The sequence below is a fragment of the Streptomyces sp. Inha503 genome (genome assembly GCF_047215865.1).
GTDB lineage: Bacteria > Actinomycetota > Actinomycetes > Streptomycetales > Streptomycetaceae > Streptomyces > Streptomyces lycopersici.
This window is the reverse complement of the sequence record NZ_CP178360.1, coordinates 8,832,005-8,853,438: the sequence shown is the minus strand read 5'-3', so window position 1 is coordinate 8,853,438 and position 21,434 is coordinate 8,832,005. Positions and strand designations below refer to the sequence as shown.

Sequence of the window (21,434 nt, the reverse complement as noted above, 5' to 3'; positions counted from 1 at the left end):
AGGGGCTCGCATCAGGGAGGGTAGGGCTGTCCCCCCTTCTGCGGTTGGAGGGAACCACCGGACGGTTCACCGGTCAGCAGGATGGGTCGGCCCGACGCCACGGCCTAGCGTCGTCAACGAGTGGCGGGGACGGTCCGCCACCAGGGCATAAGGGGATGTCGTGGCGGACACAGGCCGCTTGGAGAGGCCGCGCGGGATAGCGGCACGCGCGGGCAGTTGGAGCGCCCGCCACCGGTGGGCGGCGGTCGGGGGCTGGGTGCTGCTGGTCATCCTCGCCCTGGCCGTCGGCTCGATGACGGGCCGGGTCGATGTGACGGACAGCGAGCAGGTTCCCGGCGAGTCCGGGCGCGTCTCGAAGATTCTCGACGAGGCGGGCATTGACGACGCGGCCGGGGAAACCGTGCTGATCCAGGCGAAGGGCGGTCAGACGGAGGACGGTCAAGCTAAGGACGGTCAGGCGAAGGGCGGCGGGCTCACCGCGGACGACCCGGCCTTCCGCAAGGCGGTCGACGCGGTGATGGCCGGCGTACGCGACACCGGCCAGGTGACCGCCGTCCGCTCCCCGTACGAGACGAAGACCATCTCCGCCGACCGGCGCTCCGCGCTGGTGCAGTTCGAGATGCGCGGCGAGGCGGAGAAGGCGGCCGACCACATCCAGCCGGTCCTGGACGCGGTGGACAAGGCGCAGAACGCCCATCAGGACCTGCGGATCGAGGAGTTCGGCGACGCCAGCGGCCAGAAGGCGTTCGACGACGCGTTCGGCGACGACTTCACCCAGGCCGAGTACTCCGCGCTGCCGGTGGCGCTCGGCATCCTGCTGATCGTCTTCGGTGCGCTGGTGGCCGCGCTGCTGCCGGTGGTGCTCGCGATGACCGCGTTCCTGGCCACCACCGGTCTGGTGGCGATGGTCAGCCACTGGGTGCACATGAGCGACACCGCCAACTCCGTGATGCTGCTGGTGGGCCTGGCCGTCGGCGTCGACTACTGCCTGTTCTACCTGCGCCGGGAGCGCGAGGAGCGCGCCGCGGGACGGGACGCGCAGACCGCGCTGCGGGTGGCGGCGGCCACCTCCGGCCGCGCCATCCTGGTCTCCGGCGTCACGGTGATCGTGGCGATGGCGGGCATGCTCTTCACCGGTATCGCGGAGTTCAAGGCGATGGGACTCGCCACGCTGATGGTGGTGGCGGTCGCGATGGTCGGCTCGGTGACCGTGCTGCCTGCGCTGCTCTCGCTGCTCGGTGAGCGGGTGGAGAAGGGCCGGTTGCCGTTCCTGGGCCGCGCCAAGCGGCGCGGCGGCACCGAGAGCCGCGTCTGGCGCGCCGTCCTGGGGCCGGTGCTGCGCCGCCCCAAGCTGTCGCTGGCCCTCGCCGGTGGCGCGCTGATCGCGCTGGCCGTCCCCGCCGTGGGGATGAACACCGCGAACCTCACCATGGACCAGGAGTTCGGCGACCGGCTGCCGGTCGTGAACGCGTACAACCACATCGACGAGGCGTTCCCGGGTGGCTCCGACCCGGCCAGGGTCGCGGTGAAGGCGGACGACATCGACGCGGCGCCGGTGCGCGACGCCCTCGCCCGCTTCCGTACCGAGGCCGTGGCGAAGGGCGCCTCCAAGGGCCCGGTCGAGGTGACCGTCCACCACGAGCAGAACCTGGCCGTGGTGGAGGTCCCGCTGATCGGCGGCTCGGACGAGGGCAAGGCCGAGAAGAGCCTGGACGTACTGCGGAACGAGGTGCGCCCGGCGACCCTCGGCGCGGTGGACGGGGTGGACGCCCCCATCGGCGGCTCGACCGCCTCCTCCAAGGACTTCAACGACAAGCTCGGCTCGGCCGTCGCCCCGGTCTTCGCCTTCGTGGTGGTCTTCGCCTTCCTGCTGATGCTGATGTCCTTCCGGTCGCTCACCATCGCCGTGACCTCCATCGTGCTCAACCTGCTGTCGGTGGGCGCCGCGTACGGCATCCTCACCGCGGTCTTCCAACACGGCTGGGGCGCGGGGCTGGTCGGCGCGGAGGGCGTGGGCGCGATCGTGTCCTGGCTGCCGCTGTTCCTCTTCGTGATCCTGTTCGGGCTGAGCATGGACTACCACGTCTTCGTGGTCTCCCGGATCCGCGAGGCGCGCCTGGCGGGCCGCACCACCAAGGACGCGGTGGTGCACGGCGTGGTGACGACGGCGGGCGTGGTCACCAGCGCCGCCGTCATCATGGTCGCGGTCTTCTCCATCTTCGGCACGCTGTCGATGCAGTCCATGAAGCAGATGGGCGTGGGTCTCGCGGCCGCGGTCCTCATCGACGCCACCGTCATCCGCGGGGTGCTGCTCCCGGCCGTGATGTCGCTGCTGGGCGAGCGCAACTGGTACCTGCCGAAGTGGCTGAGGTGGCTCCCGGACCTCGCCCACGACGAGCCCGCCCCGGCCCGGCGGCCCAGCACCCTGGTGGGCGCGTCCCCGATGCCGGAGGCGGACGAACGGCCCCGGCACGCGAGGGTCTGATGGCCACGTCCCGCGCATCCTGACAACCCTCAACCGGTCATACGGCCTTCGGGCCGTGTGACCGGTTCGGTGTGTGCGGTGGAAAAGGCGTTGCGGGATGCCGTGAGCGGTCCCTACGGTTCGGGGATACGGCGGAGATCCGCATACGCGTCCTTTCGCGTACGCGCGCACGGGAGGAGTACACCGATGGGCGGAAGTCCCGGCATCGGCGTGTTCACCCGCATCACCCGCGGCTGTGCCGGGGTGGCGTGTGCGTGCGCCTTTCCCATGCCTGCCCGCCGCCCGCGGCGCGGCCCCGGTGCCCTGGCCGGCCCGGACGCGCCCGGTGTCTCTCCGAGTCTGTGAACGGTTCGCTGTCGTGGTGGTTCCCCGCCATCTGAGCGGCTGACCCGCCGGACTTCCCCTCGGTCTCTCACTGTCGCTGTGAGCCGACCTCACCTCCACGCGCCCTCGGCCAGGGCCCCCGCCAGTCCAGGAATCACTCGTTCCGGGACGGGCGGCAGGGCCCGTTCCGCGCTGCTGCCGCCCGCCCGGCTCCGAAAGGACCGTGGCCGTGGCCCGCAATCGACACCATCCCCACGCCCCACGCGGTGGCGAACCGCGCCGTAACACCGAAGCGCCCCGCACGGAACCGCGCCGTACCGAACGCGACCGCGCGAGGCGTGCGTACGGGCAGAACTTCCTCATCGACCCGGGCGCCGTCGCCCGCGTCGTACGCGCCGCCCGCCCCGGGCCCGGCGATCTCCTGGTGGAGGTCGGCGCGGGCAAGGGGGCGCTCACCGAGGCGCTGGCCCCGCGCTGCCGTGAGCTGATCAGCTATGAGATCGACCGGCATCTGATCCCGGGACTGCGGGAGCGGCTCACCCACTGTCCCCGGGTCCGGGTCGTACACCAGGACTTCCTCGAGGCGGCGCCGCCACGCGAGCCGTTCGCCCTGGTCGGCAACGTGCCCTACGCCCGTACCGCCGAGATCGTCGCGTGGGCGCTGCGGGCGGTGCCCAGGCTGACCTCGGCCACGCTGCTCACCCAGGCGGAGTACGCCCGTAAGCGCACCGGGGACTACGGCCGCTGGTCCCTGCTGACCGTACGGTCGTGGCCGGAGGTCGAGTGGCGGCTGTGCGGGCGGGTGGCGCGGGCCGCCTTCCGGCCGGTGCCCGCGGTGGACGGCGGGATCCTGCGGCTGACCCGCCGGCCGCGTCCGCTGCTCACCGACCCGGCGGCCCGGTCCGCCTACGCGGACCTGGTCGAGCTGGGCTTCACCGGGGTCGGCGGCTCGCTCCACGCGTCACTGCGCCGGGTCTGCCCCGCCCGCGCGCTCGACCGGGCGTTCCGGGCGGCCGGGCTGGGGCGGGACGTCGTGGTGGCGTATGTGACGCCGGAGCAGTGGCTGGTCCTCGCTCAGGAGCTGACCGAGGTGGCGGCCGGGACGCGTTCTTCGGCCGTCTCGAAGGAGTTGATGGTGCGGGTGAAGTCCCGGGTGGACAAGAGCAACTTGTAGATGATGGCCAGCTCGAAGACGAGCAGCAGCGCACCCGATACGACGGTCGTCGCCACCACCGCGTCGACGGCCGGGCCGATGATGAACACGCCCATCTGGAACTCGATACCGCTGATGAGATGAGCGCGGATGCGGTGGCGCTGTAGGAAGTTCCGGCACCGGACCCACCACGGGAAGCGGCGCCGGAACTCCTGGTGCAGATCGACGACGGCGGGGCGACGGCGCGCGGCGGGGGCCGGGGTCGAGCCCGGGGCGGTCGTGGATTCCAGGGTCGCCGTGGCCTCCAGAGCCACCACCGGCTCCAGCGGAGCAACGGGCTCCAGAGGAGCGACTGGCTCCAGAGGAGTAACGGGCTCCAAGGGAGCCACCGTGTCGCGGTCCGTCTCCAGGTCGGCCTCGGGGTTCTCCCGCAGCAGATCCTCCATGAAGGCCAGCTCGGCCTGGTTCTCGGCCTTGCGGGCCGCCCGCATCCGGGCCTTGATCTGCTTGCGCATCCCGTGCCGGATCTTGAAGATCTCCAGCGAGTCGATGTAGCGCAGCGAGTCCAGGGAGGCGACGGCGAGCGCCAGCCACAGATACAGGACGTCATCCGTGCGCGCGTACTGCCCGCCCATCAGGGCGATCGAGCAGACCAGCACCCGGATCCGGTCGAAGACGAAGTCCAGCCAGGCCCCGAAGACCGAGCCGGTGCCGGTCAGCCGGGCCAGCTTGCCGTCCATGCAGTCGAAGATGAAGCTCACGTGGTAGAGCACGGCCCCGAGCAGCAGCCATCTCCAGTCGCCCTGAGCGAAGCACGCGGCGGAGCCGAGGCCCACCAGGAACGCACCCCAGGTGAGCTGGTTGGGGGTGGCCCGGGTGTACTTGGCGATCCAGCGGACCAGCGGTGTGGCCACCGGGTCCACGAGCATGACGGTCCACCACGCGTCTCGCTTCTTCTCGGTGATCCGGCGGACCTCGGCGAGCGGCGGTATGTCTCGGGGCATGGTCAATCTTTCTGGCGACAGGCAAGAGTTCACCTGAAGGTAAGAAGGCGTTAAGGGAAAGGACAAGATCGGGCAAGGGCAACCTTTGTCAGGGGGTAATGGTCTGCTTGGAGGACCGGGTCCATGGCAGGACCAGGTGCTTCGGCGGCGCTGCGGGTCCTGCCGCCGGGTCCTACCGCTGGTAGCGGGCGAGCACCAGGTTTCCGTCGTCGACGAGCCGCTCGCGCAGCTCCTCCATTCCGATTGCCCCGCTGTAGTACTCCTGTAGCGCCGGGGTGGCCACTTTGTCCTTCCACTCCGGGTAGCCGCGCACCGTCTGCGCGGGCGCCGGGCGCAGCTGTCCGGCCAGGGCGGTGCCGGTGGCCCAGCCGTGGCGGCGGGTGCGCAGGGCGGGGTCCCGCAGCGCGGTCCGGCCCGTGGGGAGCATCCAGTCGCCCCGGGCGAGCCGCACCATATGCGGCGGGCGCAGGAAGAAGTCGATGAAGCGGGCGGCCTCCCGCTGGTACGGGCTGTCGGCGGCGATGGACAGCGTCTGCGGGCTGACCCCCTGCCGCTGGTCGCCGTCGGGCCCGGCCGGGGACGGCAGTACGGTCCAGGCGAACCCCTTGGGCGCCTGCTGCGCGATCTGCTGGCGGTAGGAGAAGCCGAGCGGCACCATCGCGTACTTCCCGCCGAAGAAGCCGGGGAGGGTGTCGGAGCCGCCCATGCCGAGGGTGGTCCGCGCGGCGGTGCGGTCGCCGCCCAACTGGTCGTGTATGACACGGGGCACCCGCTGGTCGGCGGCGTCGAACCGGACGGTGACCTTGCCGTCCGTACCCCGGTGGAAGACCTTGCCGCCGGTGGAGAGCGAGAGGTTGAGGGTCGCGGAGACCGGCTCCTTGAGCGGCCAGGCCACGCCGTACGCCCCGTCCCGGGTCAGCTCCTCGGCCGCGTCCTCGAACTCGGCCCAGCTCCAGGGCCGTTCGGCGGTGGGGATCCGCACCCGGGCCCGCTCCAGCAGCGCGCGGTTGGCGATGAGCACGCGCGGCTCCTGGAGGAACGGCACCCCGTGGACGCCACCGTCGAAGGTGGCGGTCTGCCAGGTCCGGGGCGGGATCTCGTCCTTGAGCCGCCGGGGCAGGAGGTCGGTGAGATCGGCGAGATAGCCACCGTAGGCGAAGTCGGCGAGGTCGTCGGTGGCGTCGTGGATGATGTCGGGCGCCTCACCGCCCTCGAAGGAGGTGAGCAGCTGGTCGTGGACGCCGTCCCAGCTGCCCTGGACATACTCGACCCGGATGTCGGGATGGGCCGCGTTCCACTCCCCCACCAACTGCTTGTTGGCCGCCACGGATTCCTGCTGCCAGGCCAGGGACTGGAAGCGCAGGGTGATCCGGCCGCCGGTCGCCCGCCGCCGCTCGGGCGCGCAGCCGGACAGCAGCGCCCCGGTGGCGGACGCGGCCAGCAGCGTTCGGCGGCGCATCAGCGCTTCACCGCCCCGGCCAGGGTGCCGCTGGTGATCCGGCGCTGGATGAGCGCGAACAGCACGAGCGAGGGCAGCGTCGCCAGCAGTGAGGCGGCGGCGAGCGGGCCGAGGTCGGCGACGCCCTCGGTTCCGATGAAGTGGGTGAGGATGATCGGCATCGTCTGTTTCCGCGGGGATTTGAGCAGGACGAGCGCGAAGAAGAACTCGTTCCAGGCGGTGATGAACGCGAAGAGGGCGGTGGCCACGATGCCGGGGGTCAGCAGCGGCATGGTGACGGAGATCAGCACCCGCAGTCTGCCCGCGCCGTCCACGGCCGCGGCCTCCTCCAGCTCGCGCGGTACGGCCCGTGCGTACCCGGCCAGCATCCACAGGGCGAACGGCAGGGACCACACCACGTACACCATGATCAACCCGGAGAGGGAGTCGATCAGGCGGACCTCCTTGAGCACGAGGAACAGCGGAATGATCACCAGGACGAAGGGGAACGCCTGGCTGACCACGATCCAGCCGGTGGCCGCCCGGGACAGCACGGAGCGGTGGTGGCGGGCCATCACATAGGCCATCGGGGTGGCGATGACGACGGTGATGACCGCGGCGGCGAGGGAGGCGATCAGGCTGTTGCCCGCGGACCGCAGCAGCGGCTGCTCCTCGAAGGCCTGGCGGAAGTTGTCGAGGGTGGGGTGGTCGGGGATCCAGCCAGGGTGGAGGCTCGCCAGCTCGCGCGGCGGCTTGAACGCGGTGGAGACCAGCCACAGGAGGGGGAAGGCGAGGAAGACCAGATAGCCGAGGAGGGCGAGGTACTGGCCGGTGCGCGCCGCGCGGCGCCTGGCGGTGGGGCGGGGACGTCTTTCGTTGAGGCGGGGGCTGGGGCTGGGGCTACGGGTGATGCTGGGGCGCGGGCGTCTTTCGTTGGGGCGGGGGCTCATGCCTCGTCGTCTCCCTTCAGCCGGGCCACGAGATGGACGGCCAGCAGGATGGAGACCACCGCCACCAGCACACAGCCCATCGCCGCCGCGTAGCCGAACTGGCCGTAGCGGAAGGCCTCTTCATAGGCGAAGAGCATCGGCAGCCGGGTGCGGCCGCCGGGCCCGCCGCCCGTCAGGACGTAGACCAGCGCGAAGGAGTTGACGTTCCAGATGAAGCTGAGCGCGCTGATGGCGAGGGCGATGGGCCTGATGGCAGGCCAGGTGACGGTGCGGAAGCGGCGCCAGGCGCCGGCGCCGTCCATGGCCGCGGCCTCGTGCAGTTCGCGCGGCACATTCGAGAGCCCGGCCAGCAGGGTGACCGTGACCTGCGGAAGCCGCGCCCAGATGCCGACCACGACGACGGCGGGCAGGGCGGTGGACAAGCTGCCGAGCCAGTCGCGGTGGGTGCCCAGCGTCTCGTTGAGCACCCCCGCGTCGGGGTGGTAGACCAGCCGCCACATGATGCCGACCACGACCTCCGGCATCGCCCAGGGAACGATCGCGAGCGCCCGCGACAGCCAGCGGAACCGCAAATCCTGGTGGAGCAGCAGCGCGAGGCCGAGCGCGAGCAGGAACTGCGGCACGGAGACGGCCACCGCCCACACCATGCCGATCCGGAACGACTCCCAGAAGAGGGTGTCGCGCAGCAGGTCCTGGAAGTTGAGCAGCCCGATCCACTGGGTGGGGTCGGTGCGGCCCGCCTGGGAGTCGGTGAAGGCGAGCGCGATGCCGTAGAGGAGCGGGCCGACGCTGAGGAGGAGGATCGGGATCAGCGCGGGCAGGACCAGGAACCACGCCCCGTGGCCGGATCCCTGACGGCGAGTCACACCGCTTCCCTGGCCCTTGGCGTCGGCGCCGCGGCCCTTGGCGGAGCCCGGGTCCGAGCGCGCCGGGTCGGCGGTCACGGGTATCACGGCGGGGCCCCCTTCGGACGCGGTGAGAGGGCGGTCCGGGAGGGAGAGCCCACGTCATCGTGCGGAGGGCGGGCGGTGCAGTCAAGCGGTTCTACCTGCGGCGGTCGATGCGGTGGTCGATACGGCGTCGGTACGGCATCGGTACGGCGGGGGCGCACGGCTCGATGCGAGACTTGGCCGTCGGCAGGGAAAAGTCGACGACGAGAACTCGGCGAAGAGAAGTTGGCAACGAGAACTGGCGGCGAGAACTGGCCGCGAGAACTCGGCGAGGAGAAAGGGCATGCGGTGGCGGAGGTCGCGTTCACCGAGGAGCGGGCGCGGGCGGTGCTCTCGGCCGCGCTGCCGCCCTACCGGGCCGGTACGGCGGAGGCCCGGCTGCTGGCCCTCGGTGAGAACGCCGTCTTCGCCGTCGACAGCCTCTCCCTGGTGGTCCGGATCAGCCGCGACCTGGAGGTGTGGGACCGGGCCGCCCGGGAGCTGAGGATCGCCGACTGGCTCGCCCGGGAGGGGCTGCCCGCGGTCCGCCCCGACCGGCGCTTCGGCCCCGAGCAGCCGCTTCCGTTCGCCAACCATCTCGTCACGTACTGGCAGCGGCTTCCCGACCCGGTACGCCCCGCCGGGGCGCGCGATCTCGCGGAGCTGCTGCGGATGGTGCACGCCCTGCCCGACCCGCCCGGCGACCCGGCGCCGCTTCCGCTGCCGCGCCGCGATCTGCTGGGCGGGGTCGAGCGCTGGCTGCGGCTGGCCGGGGACGCGATCGAGGCGGCGGACGCGGCGTATCTGCGCGCCCGCCGGGACGACTTCGCGGCCGCCGTCGAGGAGCTGCCCCCGCGCCTCACCCCCGGGCCGATCCACGGCGACGCGCTGCCGCGCAATGTGCATATCGGCCCGGAAGGCCCGGTGCTGGTGGACCTGGAGACCTTCTCGCACGATCTGCGCGAGCACGATCTGGTGGTGATGGCCCTGTCCCGGGACCGCTATGGGCTCGACGCGGCGGAGTACGACGCGTTCGTGGCGGAGTACGGCTGGGACGTCCGCGAGTGGTCCGGCTGTGCGGTGCTGCGGGGCGCGCGGGAGACCGCCAGCTGCGCCTGGGTCTCCCAGCACGCCCCGGGCAACCCGGCGGCCCGCGCCGAGTTCGCCCGCCGCATCGCGTCCCTGCGGGAGGGCGACACGGCGGTGCGCTGGCACACGTTCTGAACGAACGGCTCCGCCGCAGGGGCCCACCACGCACCGGAGCCGCATATCGGGGCTTTCCCCTCCCCGCCCCTTCCCGCAGCATCGATATGCGGCTCCGCCGCGTGGCAGGGGCTCCACCCCTGGACCCCGGCGCCGAGGAGCGGAGCCCTGCCCAGACGGCGGAGCCACGCATCGTTGCTGCCGGGAAGGGGCGGAGCCCGGTTGCAGGCCTGGGACGGAGCCCCGGTTACGGGGCCCGAGGCGAAGCCCCGGTTCAGGCCCGGGGACAGAGCCCGGTCCAGGGCCTGGGACAGAGCCCCAGTTCCAGGGTCTGGGGCCAAGCCCCCGTTGCGGGGCTTGGGGCGGAGCCCCGGTTGCGGGAAGGGGCGGGGAGGGGATAGCCCGCCGCAGGCGCACCGGGCCGATCGGCGCGCCGTGTGGCGTTCGCTCAGGCGTGCCATCCCGGGTCGCGGCCGCTCAAGGCAATCGCGCGGTCCAGCGGCGACGCATCGGCCGGGACGGGCACCATGGGGCCGAACAGCTCCTTCGGGCGCTCCTCGTCCGGGACCGCCGCCAGCCATTCGATGATGGTCTCGACGCTGCGCGGATCGCAGTCGTAGGGCTGCCCAGTGGCGCGGGCGAGATCCCAGCCGTGGATCACCAGCTCGTCCAGCGCCACGATGCCCATCATCTGGGCAGGCATGGTGACGCCCCCGGCCTCCGTGGTGCCCAGCCAGGCGGACGGCTCGCGCCAGGCCACGGCCAGCGCGTCCAGGCGGCGCGGCAGCTCCTGCCGCCAGTCGGGGTCCAGCCGGTCGGCCGACCCCTGCCCGGGGGCGGGGCCCGCCGCGGACGTGGTCTTCTCGGCGGCCTGGCGCATGGCGAGGGCGAGCCCCATGAAGTGGTCGAGCAGATCTGCGACGGAGTAGGCGCCACACGGTGTGGGCGCGCTGAGCTGCTCGTCCGAGATCCCGCTGAGCAGCGCCGTCACCCGCTGCGCCGTGGGTCCGAAATCGATCATGGTTGTCTGTTCGTCGGTCACGGTCGTCTTCTCCTCGCTCGAGTCCGTGCTGCGTGGTCCGTGGTCCGTGGTCCGTCCCCCATACGTACGGACCGGCCCGCCGCCGGAAACTCATCGGTGCGGCGATGCGGCGCGCTCCGACATCCGCCCGGCCTACCCCACCACGGCCCCCGCCTCCCGCAGCGGCCAGCCGCCGTCCACGACCGCGTCCGGAGTGCCCTTGCGGCGCAGCCAGGACTGGAAGTCGGCCGCCCAGTGCGCGTACCACCCCACCTGCTTGCGGTGGAGGTCCCACAGCTCGAGCCCGGCGACCTCGCCGTACCGCTCGGCGAGCGCGCAGGCGACCAGCACCGCCGCCAGCGCGTCCGCCCCGGCGTCATGGGCGCGGTCGTGCACCACCCCGTACTCCCCGCAGACCGCCTCCAGCGTGCGCTTGCCCTTGCGATAGCGGTCGACGGCGCGGTCTATCGTGTACGGATCCACGACGGGGCCGGTCTCGGCGCCCTCCAGCCGCTCGCTCAGCGGGCGCAGCCCGTGCCGCCCCAACTCGGCGGCGAGCAGGCTGAGATCGAACGCCGCGTTGTACGCCACCACCGGGGCGCCGGCCCGCCAGTGAGCCACCAGCACCTCGGCGACCTCCTCGACCACCTCGCGCGCGGGCCTGCCCTCCGCCGCCGCCCGCTCACCGGTGATCCCGTGCACCGCCACGGCGTCCTCGGGGATGGGCACTTGGGGGTCGGCCAGCCACTCGCGGCGCCCGACCGGCTCCCCGCCCCTCACCTCGACCACGGCCGCCGTCACGATCCGTGCCGTGCGCGGATCGGTGCCCGTCGTCTCCAGGTCGAATCCGATCAGCAGCCCCCGGTGCCAGCCCATGGCCGCCCCTCCCTTTGTCGTACTTCCCCCATGTGTGCACCACCTTCCCATGCACCACTGACAACGGCCGGTGCGCCGAACCGAGTCCTCAGACGTCTGAGGACTCTGTGTTAGAGTCCCCGCCGTCCTCGGGTGATCGTTCAGGGAGAGGCGGCGGCGGTGGCGGCGGAGACGGCACGCTTGCGGCACGGACCCGTGGTGCCACGGGTCGAGAGCGCCCTGCGCGCGATGCTCACCGAGGGCCGCTGGCGGCCCGGTGAGCGACTGCCCAACGAGGTCGCGCTCGCCGCCGAACTGGGCGTCGGCCGCTCCTCGGTGCGGGAGGCCGTACGCCTGCTGGCCCATGACGGACTGGTCGAGGTCCGCCACGGCTCGGGCACCTACGCCGCGCGGCCCCCGGCCCCCGCCGGGGAGGGAGATATGCGGCGGCTGCTGCGCCGGGCCCGGCTGCGGGAGGTGTACGAGGTGCGCCGCGCCCTCGAGGTCGAGGCCGCCCGGCTGGCCGCCGGGCGCATCCGCCCCGAGGACATCGGGCGGCTGCGGGACCACCTCGCGCTGCGCGAGGAGCGGGCCGGAGGCGATCCGGCCGCCTTCGTGGACGCCGATCTGGCCTTCCACCAGACCGTGGTGGAGCTGTCCGGGAACGCCGTGCTGCTCGGCCTGTTCACCTCCGTCCTGCCGGTGCTGCGCGAGGCGCTGGTGGAGATGGTCAGCCACGAGCCCGCCCTCCCCGATGTGTCGTGCGCCCACGCCGAACTGCTGGACGGGCTGGCGCGCGGGGACGCCGACACCGCGATCTCGGCCACGGTCTCCCACCTCGAGGCCGTCATGGACCTCTTCGACGGCGACGGCGACGGCCGCGGCCACAGCGAGATCCACAGCCACAGCCACAGCCACACAAGCGAACTCGAAAGCGACAACAGCGAAAAGGAGGTGGCGGCCCCGTGACCGCCCCGGCCGTCCCCGTACTCAGCCTGCGCGAGGTGGACGTGGTGCGCGACGGCACCCCGCTGCTGCGCTCGATCTCGCTCACCGTCCACCAGGGCGAGCACTGGGCGCTGCTCGGCTCCAACGGCGCGGGCAAGTCCACCCTGCTCAGCCTGGCGGGCGCGCTGGTGCACCCCACCCGCGGCACGGTGGACGTCCTCGGCCGCACGCTGGGGCGAGTGGATCTGCGGGAGCTGCGGTCGTTCGTGGGCCATGTGGATCCCCGGCATCCGCTGCGCTCCCCGCTGCGGGTGCGGGACGTGGTGCTCACCGGGCTGACCAACACCGTGGAGCCGGTCCCCCGCCACCGCCCCAGTCCCGACCAGCGCGACCGGGCCGACCGGCTGCTGACCACCCTGGGCATGGGCGGGAAGCTGGACGCGCGCTGGCCGACCCTTTCGCAGGGTCAGCGCGGCCGGGTGCTGATCGCCCGGGCGCTGATGCCCCTCCCCCGGCTGCTGCTGCTCGACGAACCGGCCACCGGTCTGGATCTGGCCGCCCGTGAGCAGCTGCTGGAGAGCCTGGACACCCTGCGCCGGGACCACCCCGAACTGGCCACCGTCCTGGTCACCCACCACCTGGAAGAGCTGCCCGCCAGCACCACCCACGCCATGCTGCTGCGCACCGGGGAGTGCCTGGCGTCGGGCGCGGTGGACGCGGTGGTGACCACGGACCACATCACCAAGTGCTTCGACCACCCGGTGCACATCAGCCGCACCGACGGCCGCTGGGCCGCCCGCGCCCTCCGGCCGCCGTACCAGGGCACCGGCTCATAACGTCAGTTCAGGACACCGGCCGGGAGTCCGCCCAGACGCTCTCGAACTCCTCGCGGTAGGTGCCGAAGAGCCCGCCCTCGCCCTCCTCGGCCGCGCCCTCGCGGACGACCTCGCGGCCCCGTCCGCCGCCGCGCAGCACCAGGACCGGGGCCTCCATGCCCCGGGCCTTGCGCAGGTACGACTGGACGACGGCCAGGCCGTCCGCGCCGTCGCCGTTGACCAGGTAGGCGGTGAAGCGGGGCGTCTCGTCGAAGACATGGATCTCGAACGCGTCCGGGTCCCGCAGCCGGGCGCGCACCCGCCGCATATGGAGGATGTTCATCTCCACCGAGCGGCTCATCTCGCCCTTCTTCAGGCCGAGTTCGCGCTCCCGCCGCCGCACCGCGCTGCTCGCCGGGTTGAGGAAGAGCAGCCGGGCCCGGCAGCCGGATTCGGCCAGCCGGACCAGCCGGCGGCCCGAGTAGTTCTGGACCAGGAGGTTGAGCCCGATGCCGACGGCGTCGAGGCGGCGGGCGTTGCCGAAGAGATCCTCGGCGGGCAGCTGGCGCTGGAGCCGCACCCGGTCGGAGTGGACGCCGACCACATCGGCGTAGCGGTCGCCGACGAGGTCCTCGACGGCGTCGATGGGCAGCCGGTCGGCGGAGGGGGAGCCGGTGCCGCTGCCGAGGATCTCCAGCAGCCGGGCGGAGGCCCGCTCGGCCTGGGCGAGGACCGTCTCGGACAGGGCGCGGTTGCGGGAGACCACATTGCGGGAGACCTCCAGCTCGTCCAGGGCCAGCTCCACCTCGCGGCGGTCGTCGAGGTACGGCTCGAAGCACGGCCAGTGCTGGACGAGGAGCTCCCGCAGCTGCGGCAGGGTCAGGAAGCTGACGACATTGTCGTCGGCCGGGTCGAGCAGATAGCCCTTGCGCCGGCTGACCTCCCGTACGGCGACCGCCCGCTGCACCCACTCCTGCCCGGCGGGGCCGGCCGCGGCGATGACCCAGTCCTCGCCGTGGACCGGCTCGTAGATGGGCCGCAGCACGGCGCTGACGACGGCGCGCAGCCGCTGTTCCACGAGGTTGAGCCAGATATAGGCCCGCCCGGCCCGGCGTGCGCGTGTGCGTACCTCGCTCCAGGCTTCGGCGCCCCAGTCCAGTTCCGCTCCGATCTCCATCGGCCGCACCAGGGACACCGCGCCGGGAGGTGCGTCGGTGGAGCCGTCACCCCCGGGACCTCCGTCACCGGGGGGCAGCTCCAGCCCGCCCGAGCTCACCTGTGCACCGCCTTCCGCCCCCGTCCAACGATCACCGCAGACTACTGCGCTGGCGGGGGCGGTGCGACACTCAGGTCCTGCCTATCAGGTCAACGTTCCCCTTCTGTATGGCCGTTGTGTCCGGACAGTGCAGGCGGCGTGAGGGGATTCATAGCGGTGACGTCGCGCGGGGAGAGCTGGAAGCCCTGCCAGTGCACCGGCATCGGCTCCTGGTCCTCATCCCGGGCGATGTGATGGAACCCGATGTTGACCCACACGATGGGGTGCTTGAGGGTCTGCCCGTTGACCCACTTGTCGACGCTCTTACCGGCACCGGTGCCGCAATTGCGCAGATTGTTACTGGCGAATTGTTCACACTTGTTGTACTCGGTGAAGTAGACGTCGTGTTTGGTGAAACTACGTCCCTGGTACTTGGTGGTGTGGCCGGGAACGATCTCGTAGCTGCGCGGATGGCCGTCCTTGTTCTTGCCCGCCGTGCTGACCACGCGCCACCAGCGCGCCGCCGCCGCGTCACCGGCCAGCTCCTTGGTGACCTTGGTGCGGGTGGTCTTGGTCTTCGGGATCCGCCCGGCGGCCGCGGTGGTCTTGGAGTCGTACTGCTCGACCTTGCTCTTGGGCGAGCCGTCCAGCCCGAAGTTCAGCCGCCAGAAGACGTTGTGGGCGTGGCTGGTGGCGTAGTCCTTGGCGCCCTTGCCGATGGGCCAGCCGCGGCCGTCGCCCGCGTCGTAGTCCATCGGGGAGAGCGTGCCGGTGGCGCCGACCTGCATGGTCATGGTGCCGTCACCGGCGAACCGCCACTCGGTGATGTACTCGTACCAGCCGACCTGGTTGACGGTGTAGAGCAGCAGGTCCTTGCCCTGGAGCTGGTAGACCTTGTTCTCACTGCCCGCTCCGAAGCCGCCCTCGCCCATGCGGTAGGCGTGGCCGCGGGCCCGGGTGGTGGCGCACAGGCCCTTCACATTCGGGTGATCGGGGTCCCATGCGTCGGGCACCCGCACGGTCTTGATGGTGCCGCCGGGGCACTCGGCCGGATCCAGCTGCTGGAGCCCCTGGGCGAAGTCCTGTCCGGTGAGGTCGTCGTACTCATTGCTGCCGTCGTCGTAGGGCACATGGATCTGGCCCAGCTTCGCCGAGGTCAGCACCTTGATCGGGGCGCTTTCGCCCTTGGGCTGGTACGAGACGTCGTCGAGCACGAGACCGGCCTTGCTCTCGTAGTGCCAGCACATCCGCCAGACGGTGCCGCCGTCGAGCTTCTGCTCGATTCTGTACGGGGCGCTGCAATCCGCCGCGGCAGCGGTCCGCGGGGCCGCCTGGGCGGTGCCGACCGGCCCGGCGGCGATCGCCACGGTGCCGAGCAGCGCCGAGGCGCCGATGGCCGCCGCGACCCGGGCACGGGCGCGGCGGAGCCTGCTGTCAGGCATAAGGGGACTCCTGTAATGAAACGTTGAGAGGTGTGCGAGACGCCGGGGCCGGGCCCTAGCCGAGCTTGGTGACCTTGTGGGCGCTCAGGTCGATCACCATCTGCCGGGCGTCGATCCAGGGCCCGTTCACCACCCGGGTGAACAGCCGTACGCAGCGGTGCTTGCCGCAGTCCTGGACCGCGGTCGGACCGGGGTTGCTGCCCTCGCCCGCGCGGTAGACGAAGCCGGTGACGGTCAGCTGGTCCGGGCGGGTCAGCGCCTTGCCGGTGGCGTCCTTGAAGTCCTTCTTCAGACCCTCGCCCAGCTTGTCGCCCATCAGCAGCCGCGCGGCCTCCATCACCTCGTCGCGGTTGGGCGGCGGCTGCACCCCGCGCTGGGTGTCGGTGCCGGTGACCTTGCCGCTGCCGAGGTCGACCGTCTTGGTGACGTAGGTGTCGTCCTTGTAGTCGTAGTACGTCACCTCGGCGCGGCGCGGCGGGTCGGCGGCCCCCACCTCGTCGGGGCTCAGCTCCGCGAGGTCGGTGGAGAGCCGCTCGGGGCCCTTGGCGCCCTTGACGTCCTCGCTGCTCATACGGAAGTCGCGCCCGGCCGCGAGGGTCTGGGCGCGCTTCATCTCGTCGTCGGTCAGCGGATCGCGGCCGCTGCCGGTCCTGCCCTGCTCGGGCGCCTCCTCCACCACGCCCGGCTGCTGCCGGGCCGCCTGGCCCTGCTCCGCCGAGGAGCTCTGGGGTCCCCCACCCGAGCCCTCCTCGCCGGACGCGCTCCCCGGGAGCGTCACCCCGACCATGACGGCCGTGGCGGTGATCGCCACGGCCGCGCCGGCCACCACCTTGCCCAGGTGGCGGTGCATCACCTTGCGCACATCCTCCCCCATTCCCCCCTGTCGTCTTATCAGACCGCATAGCGGTATACGCGTATGCGTCAGGTCACCCGGTAGGACGAACCGATATGGCCGTAGGTTGCCTCACTTTTGAGGAAGTTCTGTCGAAAGAGCGGATGGCTCCGGCCAGTTGGGAAAGGATGCATGGTCGGTCATGTTCCGTCCGGTGCCCGGGTGCTCGCGGCCCCCGGAGAAGAAGTGGAAGAGTCGACGTATGCAGGTCTGGCCGGGACAGGCTTATCCCCTTGGCGCCACCTACGACGGCGCCGGAACCAACTTCGCGGTGTTCTCCGAGGCCGCTGTCCGCATCGAGCTGTGCCTCCTGCACGACGACGGCTCGGAGACGGCGGTCGAGCTGCGGGAGTCCGACGCGTTCGTCCGCCACGCCTATCTGCCGGGGATCATGCCGGGGCAGCGCTACGGCTTCCGGGCCCACGGCCCGTACGAACCGGAGCTCGGACACCGCTGCAATTCCGCCAAGCTGCTGCTGGATCCGTACGCCAAGGCGATCAGTGGGCGGATCGACTGGGGCGAGGAGGTCTACGGCTACCACTTCGGGCGGCCCGACAAGCGCAATGACCTCGACTCCGCCCCGCACACCATGGCGTCGGTGGTGGTCAATCCGTACTTCGACTGGGGCGACGACCGCCCGCCGCGCACCGACTACCACCGCATGGTCATCTACGAGGCGCATGTCAAGGGGCTGACCATGCGCCATCCCCGGCTGCCCGAGGAGCTGCGCGGGACCTACGCGGCGCTCGCCCATCCGGCGATCATCGAACACCTGACCGAGCTGGGCGTCACCACGCTGGAACTGATGCCCGTACACCAGTTCGTCCACGACCACCGGCTGGCCGACGCGGGGCTGGCCAACTACTGGGGCTACAACACCATCGGCTTCTTCGCGCCGCACAACGCCTACGCCTCCTGGGGCGACCGGGGCCAGCAGGTGCTGGAGTTCAAATCGGCCGTCCGGGCGCTGCACCAGGCGGGCATCGAGGTCATCCTGGACGTGGTCTACAACCACACGGCCGAGGGCAACCACCTGGGCCCCACGCTCTCCTTCCGGGGCCTGGACAACGCCTCGTACTACCGGCTGACCGAGGACCGCCGGTACTACATGGACACCACCGGCACCGGGAACTCCCTGCTGATGCGGTCCCCGCACGTGCTCCAGCTGATCATGGACTCGCTGCGCTACTGGGTGACCGAGATGCATGTGGACGGCTTCCGCTTCGATCTGGCGGCGACGCTGGCCCGGCAGTTCCACGAGGTGGACCGGCTGTCCTCGTTCTTCGACCTGGTCCAGCAGGATCCGGTGGTGAGCCAGGTGAAGCTGATCGCCGAGCCCTGGGACGTCGGCGAGGGCGGCTACCAGGTCGGCAACTTCCCGCCCCTGTGGACCGAATGGAACGGCAAGTTCCGGGACACCGTGCGGGATCTGTGGCGCGGTGAGCCGAGGACGCTGGCCGAGTTCGCCTCCCGGCTGACCGGCTCCTCCGACCTCTACCAGGGCGACGGGCGACGCCCGCTGGCCTCGGTCAACTTCGTCACCTGCCATGACGGCTTCACCCTGCGCGACCTGGTGAGCTACGACGAGAAGCACAACGAGGCCAACGGCGAGTCCAACCAGGACGGCGAGAGCTACAACCGGTCCTGGAACTGCGGCGTCGAGGGCGAGACCGACGATCCGGCGGTGCGGACGCTGCGCGAGCGCCAGATGCGCAACTTCATCGCCACCCTGATGCTCTCCCAGGGCGTGCCGATGCTCAGCCACGGCGATGAGTTCGGCCGCACCCAGGGCGGCAACAACAACGCGTACTGCCAGGACAACGAGGTGTCCTGGGTGCGCTGGCCGCATCACGCCAAGGGGCAGGACGGCGAGCGGGAGGACCGCTCGGCCCTGGAGCTGCTGCGCTTCACCCGTGCGCTGGTGTGGCTGCGCCGCGACCACCCCGTCTTCCGGCGCCGCCGCTTCTTCCACGGCCGGCCGGTGGAGGGCACCCATGACGAGCTGTCGGACATCGCCTGGTTCACCCATGAGGGAGAGGAGATGACCCCACGCGACTGGCAGGCCGCACACGCCAAGTCCCTCGCGGTCTTCCTCAACGGCAGCGCGATCTCCGAACCGGGAGCGCGCGGTGAACGCATCACCGACGACTCGTTCCTGCTGCTGTTCAACGCCCACCACGAGCCACTGGACTTCGTCGTACCCATCGACCACGGCAAGCAGTGGCAGCTCATCGTGGACACGGCGGTGCCGGAGGGCGTGGAACCGGGCAGCGGTCCGAAGGTGGCGGCGGGCGACCGGCTGACCCTGGTGGCCCGCAGCCTGATGGTGCTGCAACGGCCTGCCTAGGGGCTGGTGTCTGCTTATAGGTCCGGGGCCCGCCTGGACCGAGGGGCGCGGCCTGCGGTCTGCGCGAGCCGCGAGGGCAGTATCACTGCGGCGTACCAGACCAGGGCCACGCACACGAACCCCGTCGCCCCGGAGGTCAGTGACCGTGTGAGGGAGTCGTCCCGCGCGCCGCAGACGAGGGCGAGGGCCGCCGACAGAGCGAGGACGACGGCGGGCAGCGCACGGGGGATCGGCATGACGTCTGGTGCGGCGGCGCGCGGCAGCAGCGGCACCAGCCAGGTCGCGAGGGCGGAGCAGGTGCAGGCGATCAGGGTGGCCCCGAGCACGTCGCTGGGCCGGTGGCCGCCCATGGTGGCGGAGGCGGAGGCGACGCAGGCGAGCCACAGCACACCGATCGCGGCGACGTAGGGGCGGATGCGGGGAGCGACGACGAGGACGGCGGCGAGGGTCAGCGCGGCGGGGACGGTCGCGTGCCCGCTGGGGAAGCCCTGGAAGACGAGATTCTCGGGGGCGTTCACCAGGTCGGGGCGGGGCAGGACCTTGTGGAGCACCTCGCCGCCCCCGGCGGTGAGAACGACGATCGCGAGCGCCGCGCACCCCCGCCACCAGTACCGTCCCACCAGGGCGAGGACCACGAGGACGGCCAGACCCACCATCAGAGTGGGCTCGGCGCTCTCTCCCATCGGCGGCATAGGCGTCGAGTCCAACTCCGATCCCGACAAGGGGTAGAACCACGCGTCCAGCGAGCCGGCATCCGAACTGTTGAAGATCCCGTTCTCGGCCCGCTGCCCGACCGGGGTGCAGACGGCGAACAGGTACATCACCAGGAGTCCAAGGGCGTACAGCAGAGGCGGCATCCACGGCCGTTTTGTACTCGAAGGGCCGGATACGGCGCAGACTTCCGGGGTCTGGCCGGAGGTGTCCGGGCGGTGTGCGGGCAGGGTCGAGCTGTCGTGTTGAGTCATCGCTTTCCTTCTTCGTGTGCCTCGTGCGCGGTGCTGGTCCGCTATCCGGCGAGCGAATGGTCCTGCCTGCGCTGAGCGGCGATCGCCAGGGCCGGAAGAGGTGCGATCAGGAGGACGAGGACCACCAGCGTCGGCAGGGAATTCATGAACCCGTCCGGCCGGGCGACGATCGCCTGCGTACGGATGAACGCGACGGCCGCGACGGGAATCAGCCACCGGCGGTCTCCGGTGGCGGCCGTCGCCGCCCACGCGGCGATCAACGCGACGACTTCGAGGGTGAACAGGCCGCGCTGGAAGGCCGGACTGACAGCGGTGAGCTGGAGGCTCCCGGCCACGAACATGGCGAGCACCACGGGCACCAGCCAGCGGAACGAGTGGCGCCGCAGCCGACCAGTACGACAGACCGCCAGCACGGCGCACGCGATGCACAGCGTCACCGACAGCGCCAGGTCATGGGCCGTGATCGGGGAGCCCAGCCCGTAGTAGCCCAGCCCGTACTTGCCTTCGTGGCCGAAGAGGGTGGAGCTGCGGAAAGTGGCGCCGGCGTAGACCATCGCCGCCGCGGCCGGCAGCGCGATCCACGCCTTGCCGCGCCCCAGGGCGACCAGGCAGACCAGCGGCAGCAGCCCGTAGGGCAGCAGTCGCGTCTTCGTGCCGGGCCCTTCCGCCCACGGGTACCAGCCGGAGAAGTGGAACGAGATGGCCTGCTGGCCGGGATCGATGTGCAGGGTCCAGTGCCAGACGTCCTGGAGGTACGGCACGAGTGCCAACACGGCGAGGGCGAGGGCCGCCAGATGAACGCCGTCCAGCCACCACGGCCGTGCCGTGTCGTCCACGACGGCACGGGCGCGGGCCCCCAACCCGCCGCGCACCAACGGCACGATCTCCCGCAGCGGAGGCCAGGCGCGGCCGGGATACGCCTCGGCCAGACAGGCCAGCAACTCGTCTCCCTGCCGGGAACGGTAGGACGCGGGGTAGGCCGCGAGCAGGAGACGGTTCATGCCTCCGCCACCCCACGATTCCGTGAGCGTCCGATGACGAAGGCCGCCGCCTGCTGCATCCGCAGCGCCTCGCGGCCGAGCAACTCGGTGCCGTCCTCGGTCAGCCGGTAGTACCGCCGCGCCCGCCCGTCCACCATCTCCTCGTGGTCGGTGGCCACCAGCCCGGCCCGTTCCATCCGCTCCAGCGCGCCGTAGAGCGTGCCGACGGCGATCCTGAGCCGCCCGTCAGTGGCCGTCTCGGCGGCCTTGATGATGCCGTAGCCGTGCAACGGCCCGTCCATGAGCGCGGCGAGGATGAAGAACTGCGGCTCTGTCAGAGACGGATTCTTTCGCGTCATGCATCGAGAATATATCGAGGCTCGATATATATCCGCAAGCGGTGCCGGGCGGCTCGGGCGTCGCCCGCA

At 71.4% G+C, this 21,434-nt stretch carries 19 protein-coding genes; 7 read left to right on the top strand and 12 right to left on the bottom strand.

Annotated elements, in window-relative coordinates; translation table 11 throughout:
* The first annotated feature begins 160 nt into the window (after positions 1–160).
* The 3 genes from ACJX2R_RS37595 (at position 161) to erm (ending at position 3,983) form a co-directional block, all read left to right on the top strand.
* The gene (locus tag ACJX2R_RS37595) at positions 161–2,485 is read left to right on the top strand and encodes an MMPL family transporter (protein ID WP_413103709.1); all 2,325 of its coding nucleotides are present in this window, start codon (positions 161–163) and stop codon (positions 2,483–2,485) included.
* 186 nt (positions 2,486–2,671) lie between these two features.
* Positions 2,672–2,830 (top strand): hypothetical protein, encoded by a 159-nt coding sequence (locus ACJX2R_RS37590; RefSeq protein WP_413103708.1) that lies wholly within the window; start codon positions 2,672–2,674, stop codon positions 2,828–2,830.
* A 208-nt stretch (positions 2,831–3,038) separates the two neighbouring features.
* The gene (gene erm, locus ACJX2R_RS37585) at positions 3,039–3,983 is read left to right on the top strand and encodes an ErmE/ErmH/ErmO/ErmR family 23S rRNA (adenine(2058)-N(6))-methyltransferase (protein WP_413103707.1); all 945 of its coding nucleotides are present in this window, start codon (positions 3,039–3,041) and stop codon (positions 3,981–3,983) included.
* Here the strand turns inward: erm and ACJX2R_RS37580 are convergent.
* The 4 genes from ACJX2R_RS37580 to ACJX2R_RS37565 all read right to left on the bottom strand — a co-directional run bounded on the left by ACJX2R_RS37580 (position 3,884) and on the right by ACJX2R_RS37565 (position 8,307).
* Positions 3,884–4,966 (bottom strand): CDP-alcohol phosphatidyltransferase family protein, encoded by a 1,083-nt coding sequence (locus tag ACJX2R_RS37580; RefSeq protein ID WP_413103706.1) that lies wholly within the window; start codon positions 4,964–4,966, stop codon positions 3,884–3,886. The two genes, erm and ACJX2R_RS37580, sit on opposite strands and share 100 nt — an antisense overlap.
* Positions 4,967–5,138: 172 nt before the next feature.
* Complete coding sequence (locus ACJX2R_RS37575; RefSeq protein WP_413103705.1) at positions 5,139–6,425, bottom strand: ABC transporter substrate-binding protein; 1,287 nt, start codon at positions 6,423–6,425, stop codon at positions 5,139–5,141.
* Positions 6,425–7,354, bottom strand: coding sequence for a carbohydrate ABC transporter permease (locus ACJX2R_RS37570; protein WP_413103704.1), 930 nt, complete (start codon positions 7,352–7,354; stop codon positions 6,425–6,427). The genes ACJX2R_RS37575 and ACJX2R_RS37570 overlap by 1 nt, the downstream gene beginning before the upstream one ends.
* Complete coding sequence (locus tag ACJX2R_RS37565) at positions 7,351–8,307, bottom strand: carbohydrate ABC transporter permease (protein ID WP_413103703.1); 957 nt, start codon at positions 8,305–8,307, stop codon at positions 7,351–7,353. Before ACJX2R_RS37565 ends, ACJX2R_RS37570 begins: the two co-directional genes overlap by 4 nt.
* 285 nt (positions 8,308–8,592) lie before the next feature.
* Between ACJX2R_RS37565 and ACJX2R_RS37560 the strand changes: the two genes are divergently transcribed.
* The gene (locus ACJX2R_RS37560; RefSeq protein WP_413106033.1) at positions 8,593–9,507 is read left to right on the top strand and encodes a phosphotransferase enzyme family protein; all 915 of its coding nucleotides are present in this window, start codon (positions 8,593–8,595) and stop codon (positions 9,505–9,507) included.
* Positions 9,508–9,934: 427 nt separating this feature from the next.
* Here ACJX2R_RS37560 and ACJX2R_RS37555 read toward each other — a convergent pair whose 3' ends face one another.
* A complete protein-coding gene (locus tag ACJX2R_RS37555) occupies positions 9,935–10,528 on the bottom strand; it encodes a TIGR03086 family metal-binding protein (protein WP_262699395.1) in 594 nt (197 codons plus the stop codon).
* A gap of 132 nt (positions 10,529–10,660) precedes the next feature.
* Positions 10,661–11,383, bottom strand: a complete 723-nt coding sequence (locus ACJX2R_RS37550) for an exonuclease domain-containing protein (protein ID WP_262699394.1) — start codon at positions 11,381–11,383, stop codon at positions 10,661–10,663.
* A 132-nt stretch (positions 11,384–11,515) separates the two neighbouring features.
* Here ACJX2R_RS37550 and ACJX2R_RS37545 point away from each other — a divergent pair, with 132 nt between their 5' ends.
* Both ACJX2R_RS37545 and ACJX2R_RS37540 read left to right on the top strand, forming a co-directional pair.
* Positions 11,516–12,331 carry a FadR/GntR family transcriptional regulator gene (locus tag ACJX2R_RS37545; protein WP_413103702.1) on the top strand — a complete coding sequence of 272 codons (816 nt, stop codon included), beginning with the start codon at positions 11,516–11,518 and terminating at the stop codon, positions 12,329–12,331.
* Positions 12,328–13,146, top strand: a complete 819-nt coding sequence (locus tag ACJX2R_RS37540) for an ABC transporter ATP-binding protein (RefSeq protein WP_413103701.1) — start codon at positions 12,328–12,330, stop codon at positions 13,144–13,146. The genes ACJX2R_RS37545 and ACJX2R_RS37540 overlap by 4 nt, the downstream gene beginning before the upstream one ends.
* A gap of 7 nt (positions 13,147–13,153) precedes the next feature.
* Here ACJX2R_RS37540 and ACJX2R_RS37535 read toward each other — a convergent pair whose 3' ends face one another.
* The 3 genes from ACJX2R_RS37535 to ACJX2R_RS37525 all read right to left on the bottom strand — a co-directional run bounded on the left by ACJX2R_RS37535 (position 13,154) and on the right by ACJX2R_RS37525 (position 16,696).
* Entirely contained in the window at positions 13,154–14,401 is a 1,248-nt protein-coding gene (locus tag ACJX2R_RS37535; RefSeq protein WP_413103700.1) for an SAV2148 family HEPN domain-containing protein, read from the bottom strand.
* 89 nt (positions 14,402–14,490) lie between these two features.
* Entirely contained in the window at positions 14,491–15,822 is a 1,332-nt protein-coding gene (locus tag ACJX2R_RS37530; RefSeq protein ID WP_262699390.1) for a copper amine oxidase, read from the bottom strand.
* Positions 15,823–15,877: 55 nt separating this feature from the next.
* A complete protein-coding gene (locus ACJX2R_RS37525; protein WP_413103699.1) occupies positions 15,878–16,696 on the bottom strand; it encodes a Tat pathway signal sequence domain protein in 819 nt (272 codons plus the stop codon).
* Positions 16,697–16,916: 220 nt separating this feature from the next.
* Between ACJX2R_RS37525 and glgX the strand changes: the two genes are divergently transcribed.
* The gene (gene glgX / locus ACJX2R_RS37520; RefSeq protein WP_413103698.1) at positions 16,917–19,061 is read left to right on the top strand and encodes a glycogen debranching protein GlgX; all 2,145 of its coding nucleotides are present in this window, start codon (positions 16,917–16,919) and stop codon (positions 19,059–19,061) included.
* A 14-nt stretch (positions 19,062–19,075) separates the two neighbouring features.
* Here the strand turns inward: glgX and ACJX2R_RS37515 are convergent, their stop codons facing one another.
* The 3 genes from ACJX2R_RS37515 to ACJX2R_RS37505 all read right to left on the bottom strand — a co-directional run bounded on the left by ACJX2R_RS37515 (position 19,076) and on the right by ACJX2R_RS37505 (position 21,365).
* A complete protein-coding gene (locus tag ACJX2R_RS37515; protein ID WP_413103697.1) occupies positions 19,076–19,918 on the bottom strand; it encodes a phosphatase PAP2 family protein in 843 nt (280 codons plus the stop codon).
* Between the two features lie 149 nt (positions 19,919–20,067).
* A complete protein-coding gene (locus ACJX2R_RS37510; RefSeq protein ID WP_413103696.1) occupies positions 20,068–21,027 on the bottom strand; it encodes a hypothetical protein in 960 nt (319 codons plus the stop codon).
* Complete coding sequence (locus ACJX2R_RS37505; RefSeq protein WP_262699385.1) at positions 21,024–21,365, bottom strand: PadR family transcriptional regulator; 342 nt, start codon at positions 21,363–21,365, stop codon at positions 21,024–21,026. Before ACJX2R_RS37505 ends, ACJX2R_RS37510 begins: the two co-directional genes overlap by 4 nt.
* Between the last annotated feature and the right edge of the window lie 69 nt (positions 21,366–21,434).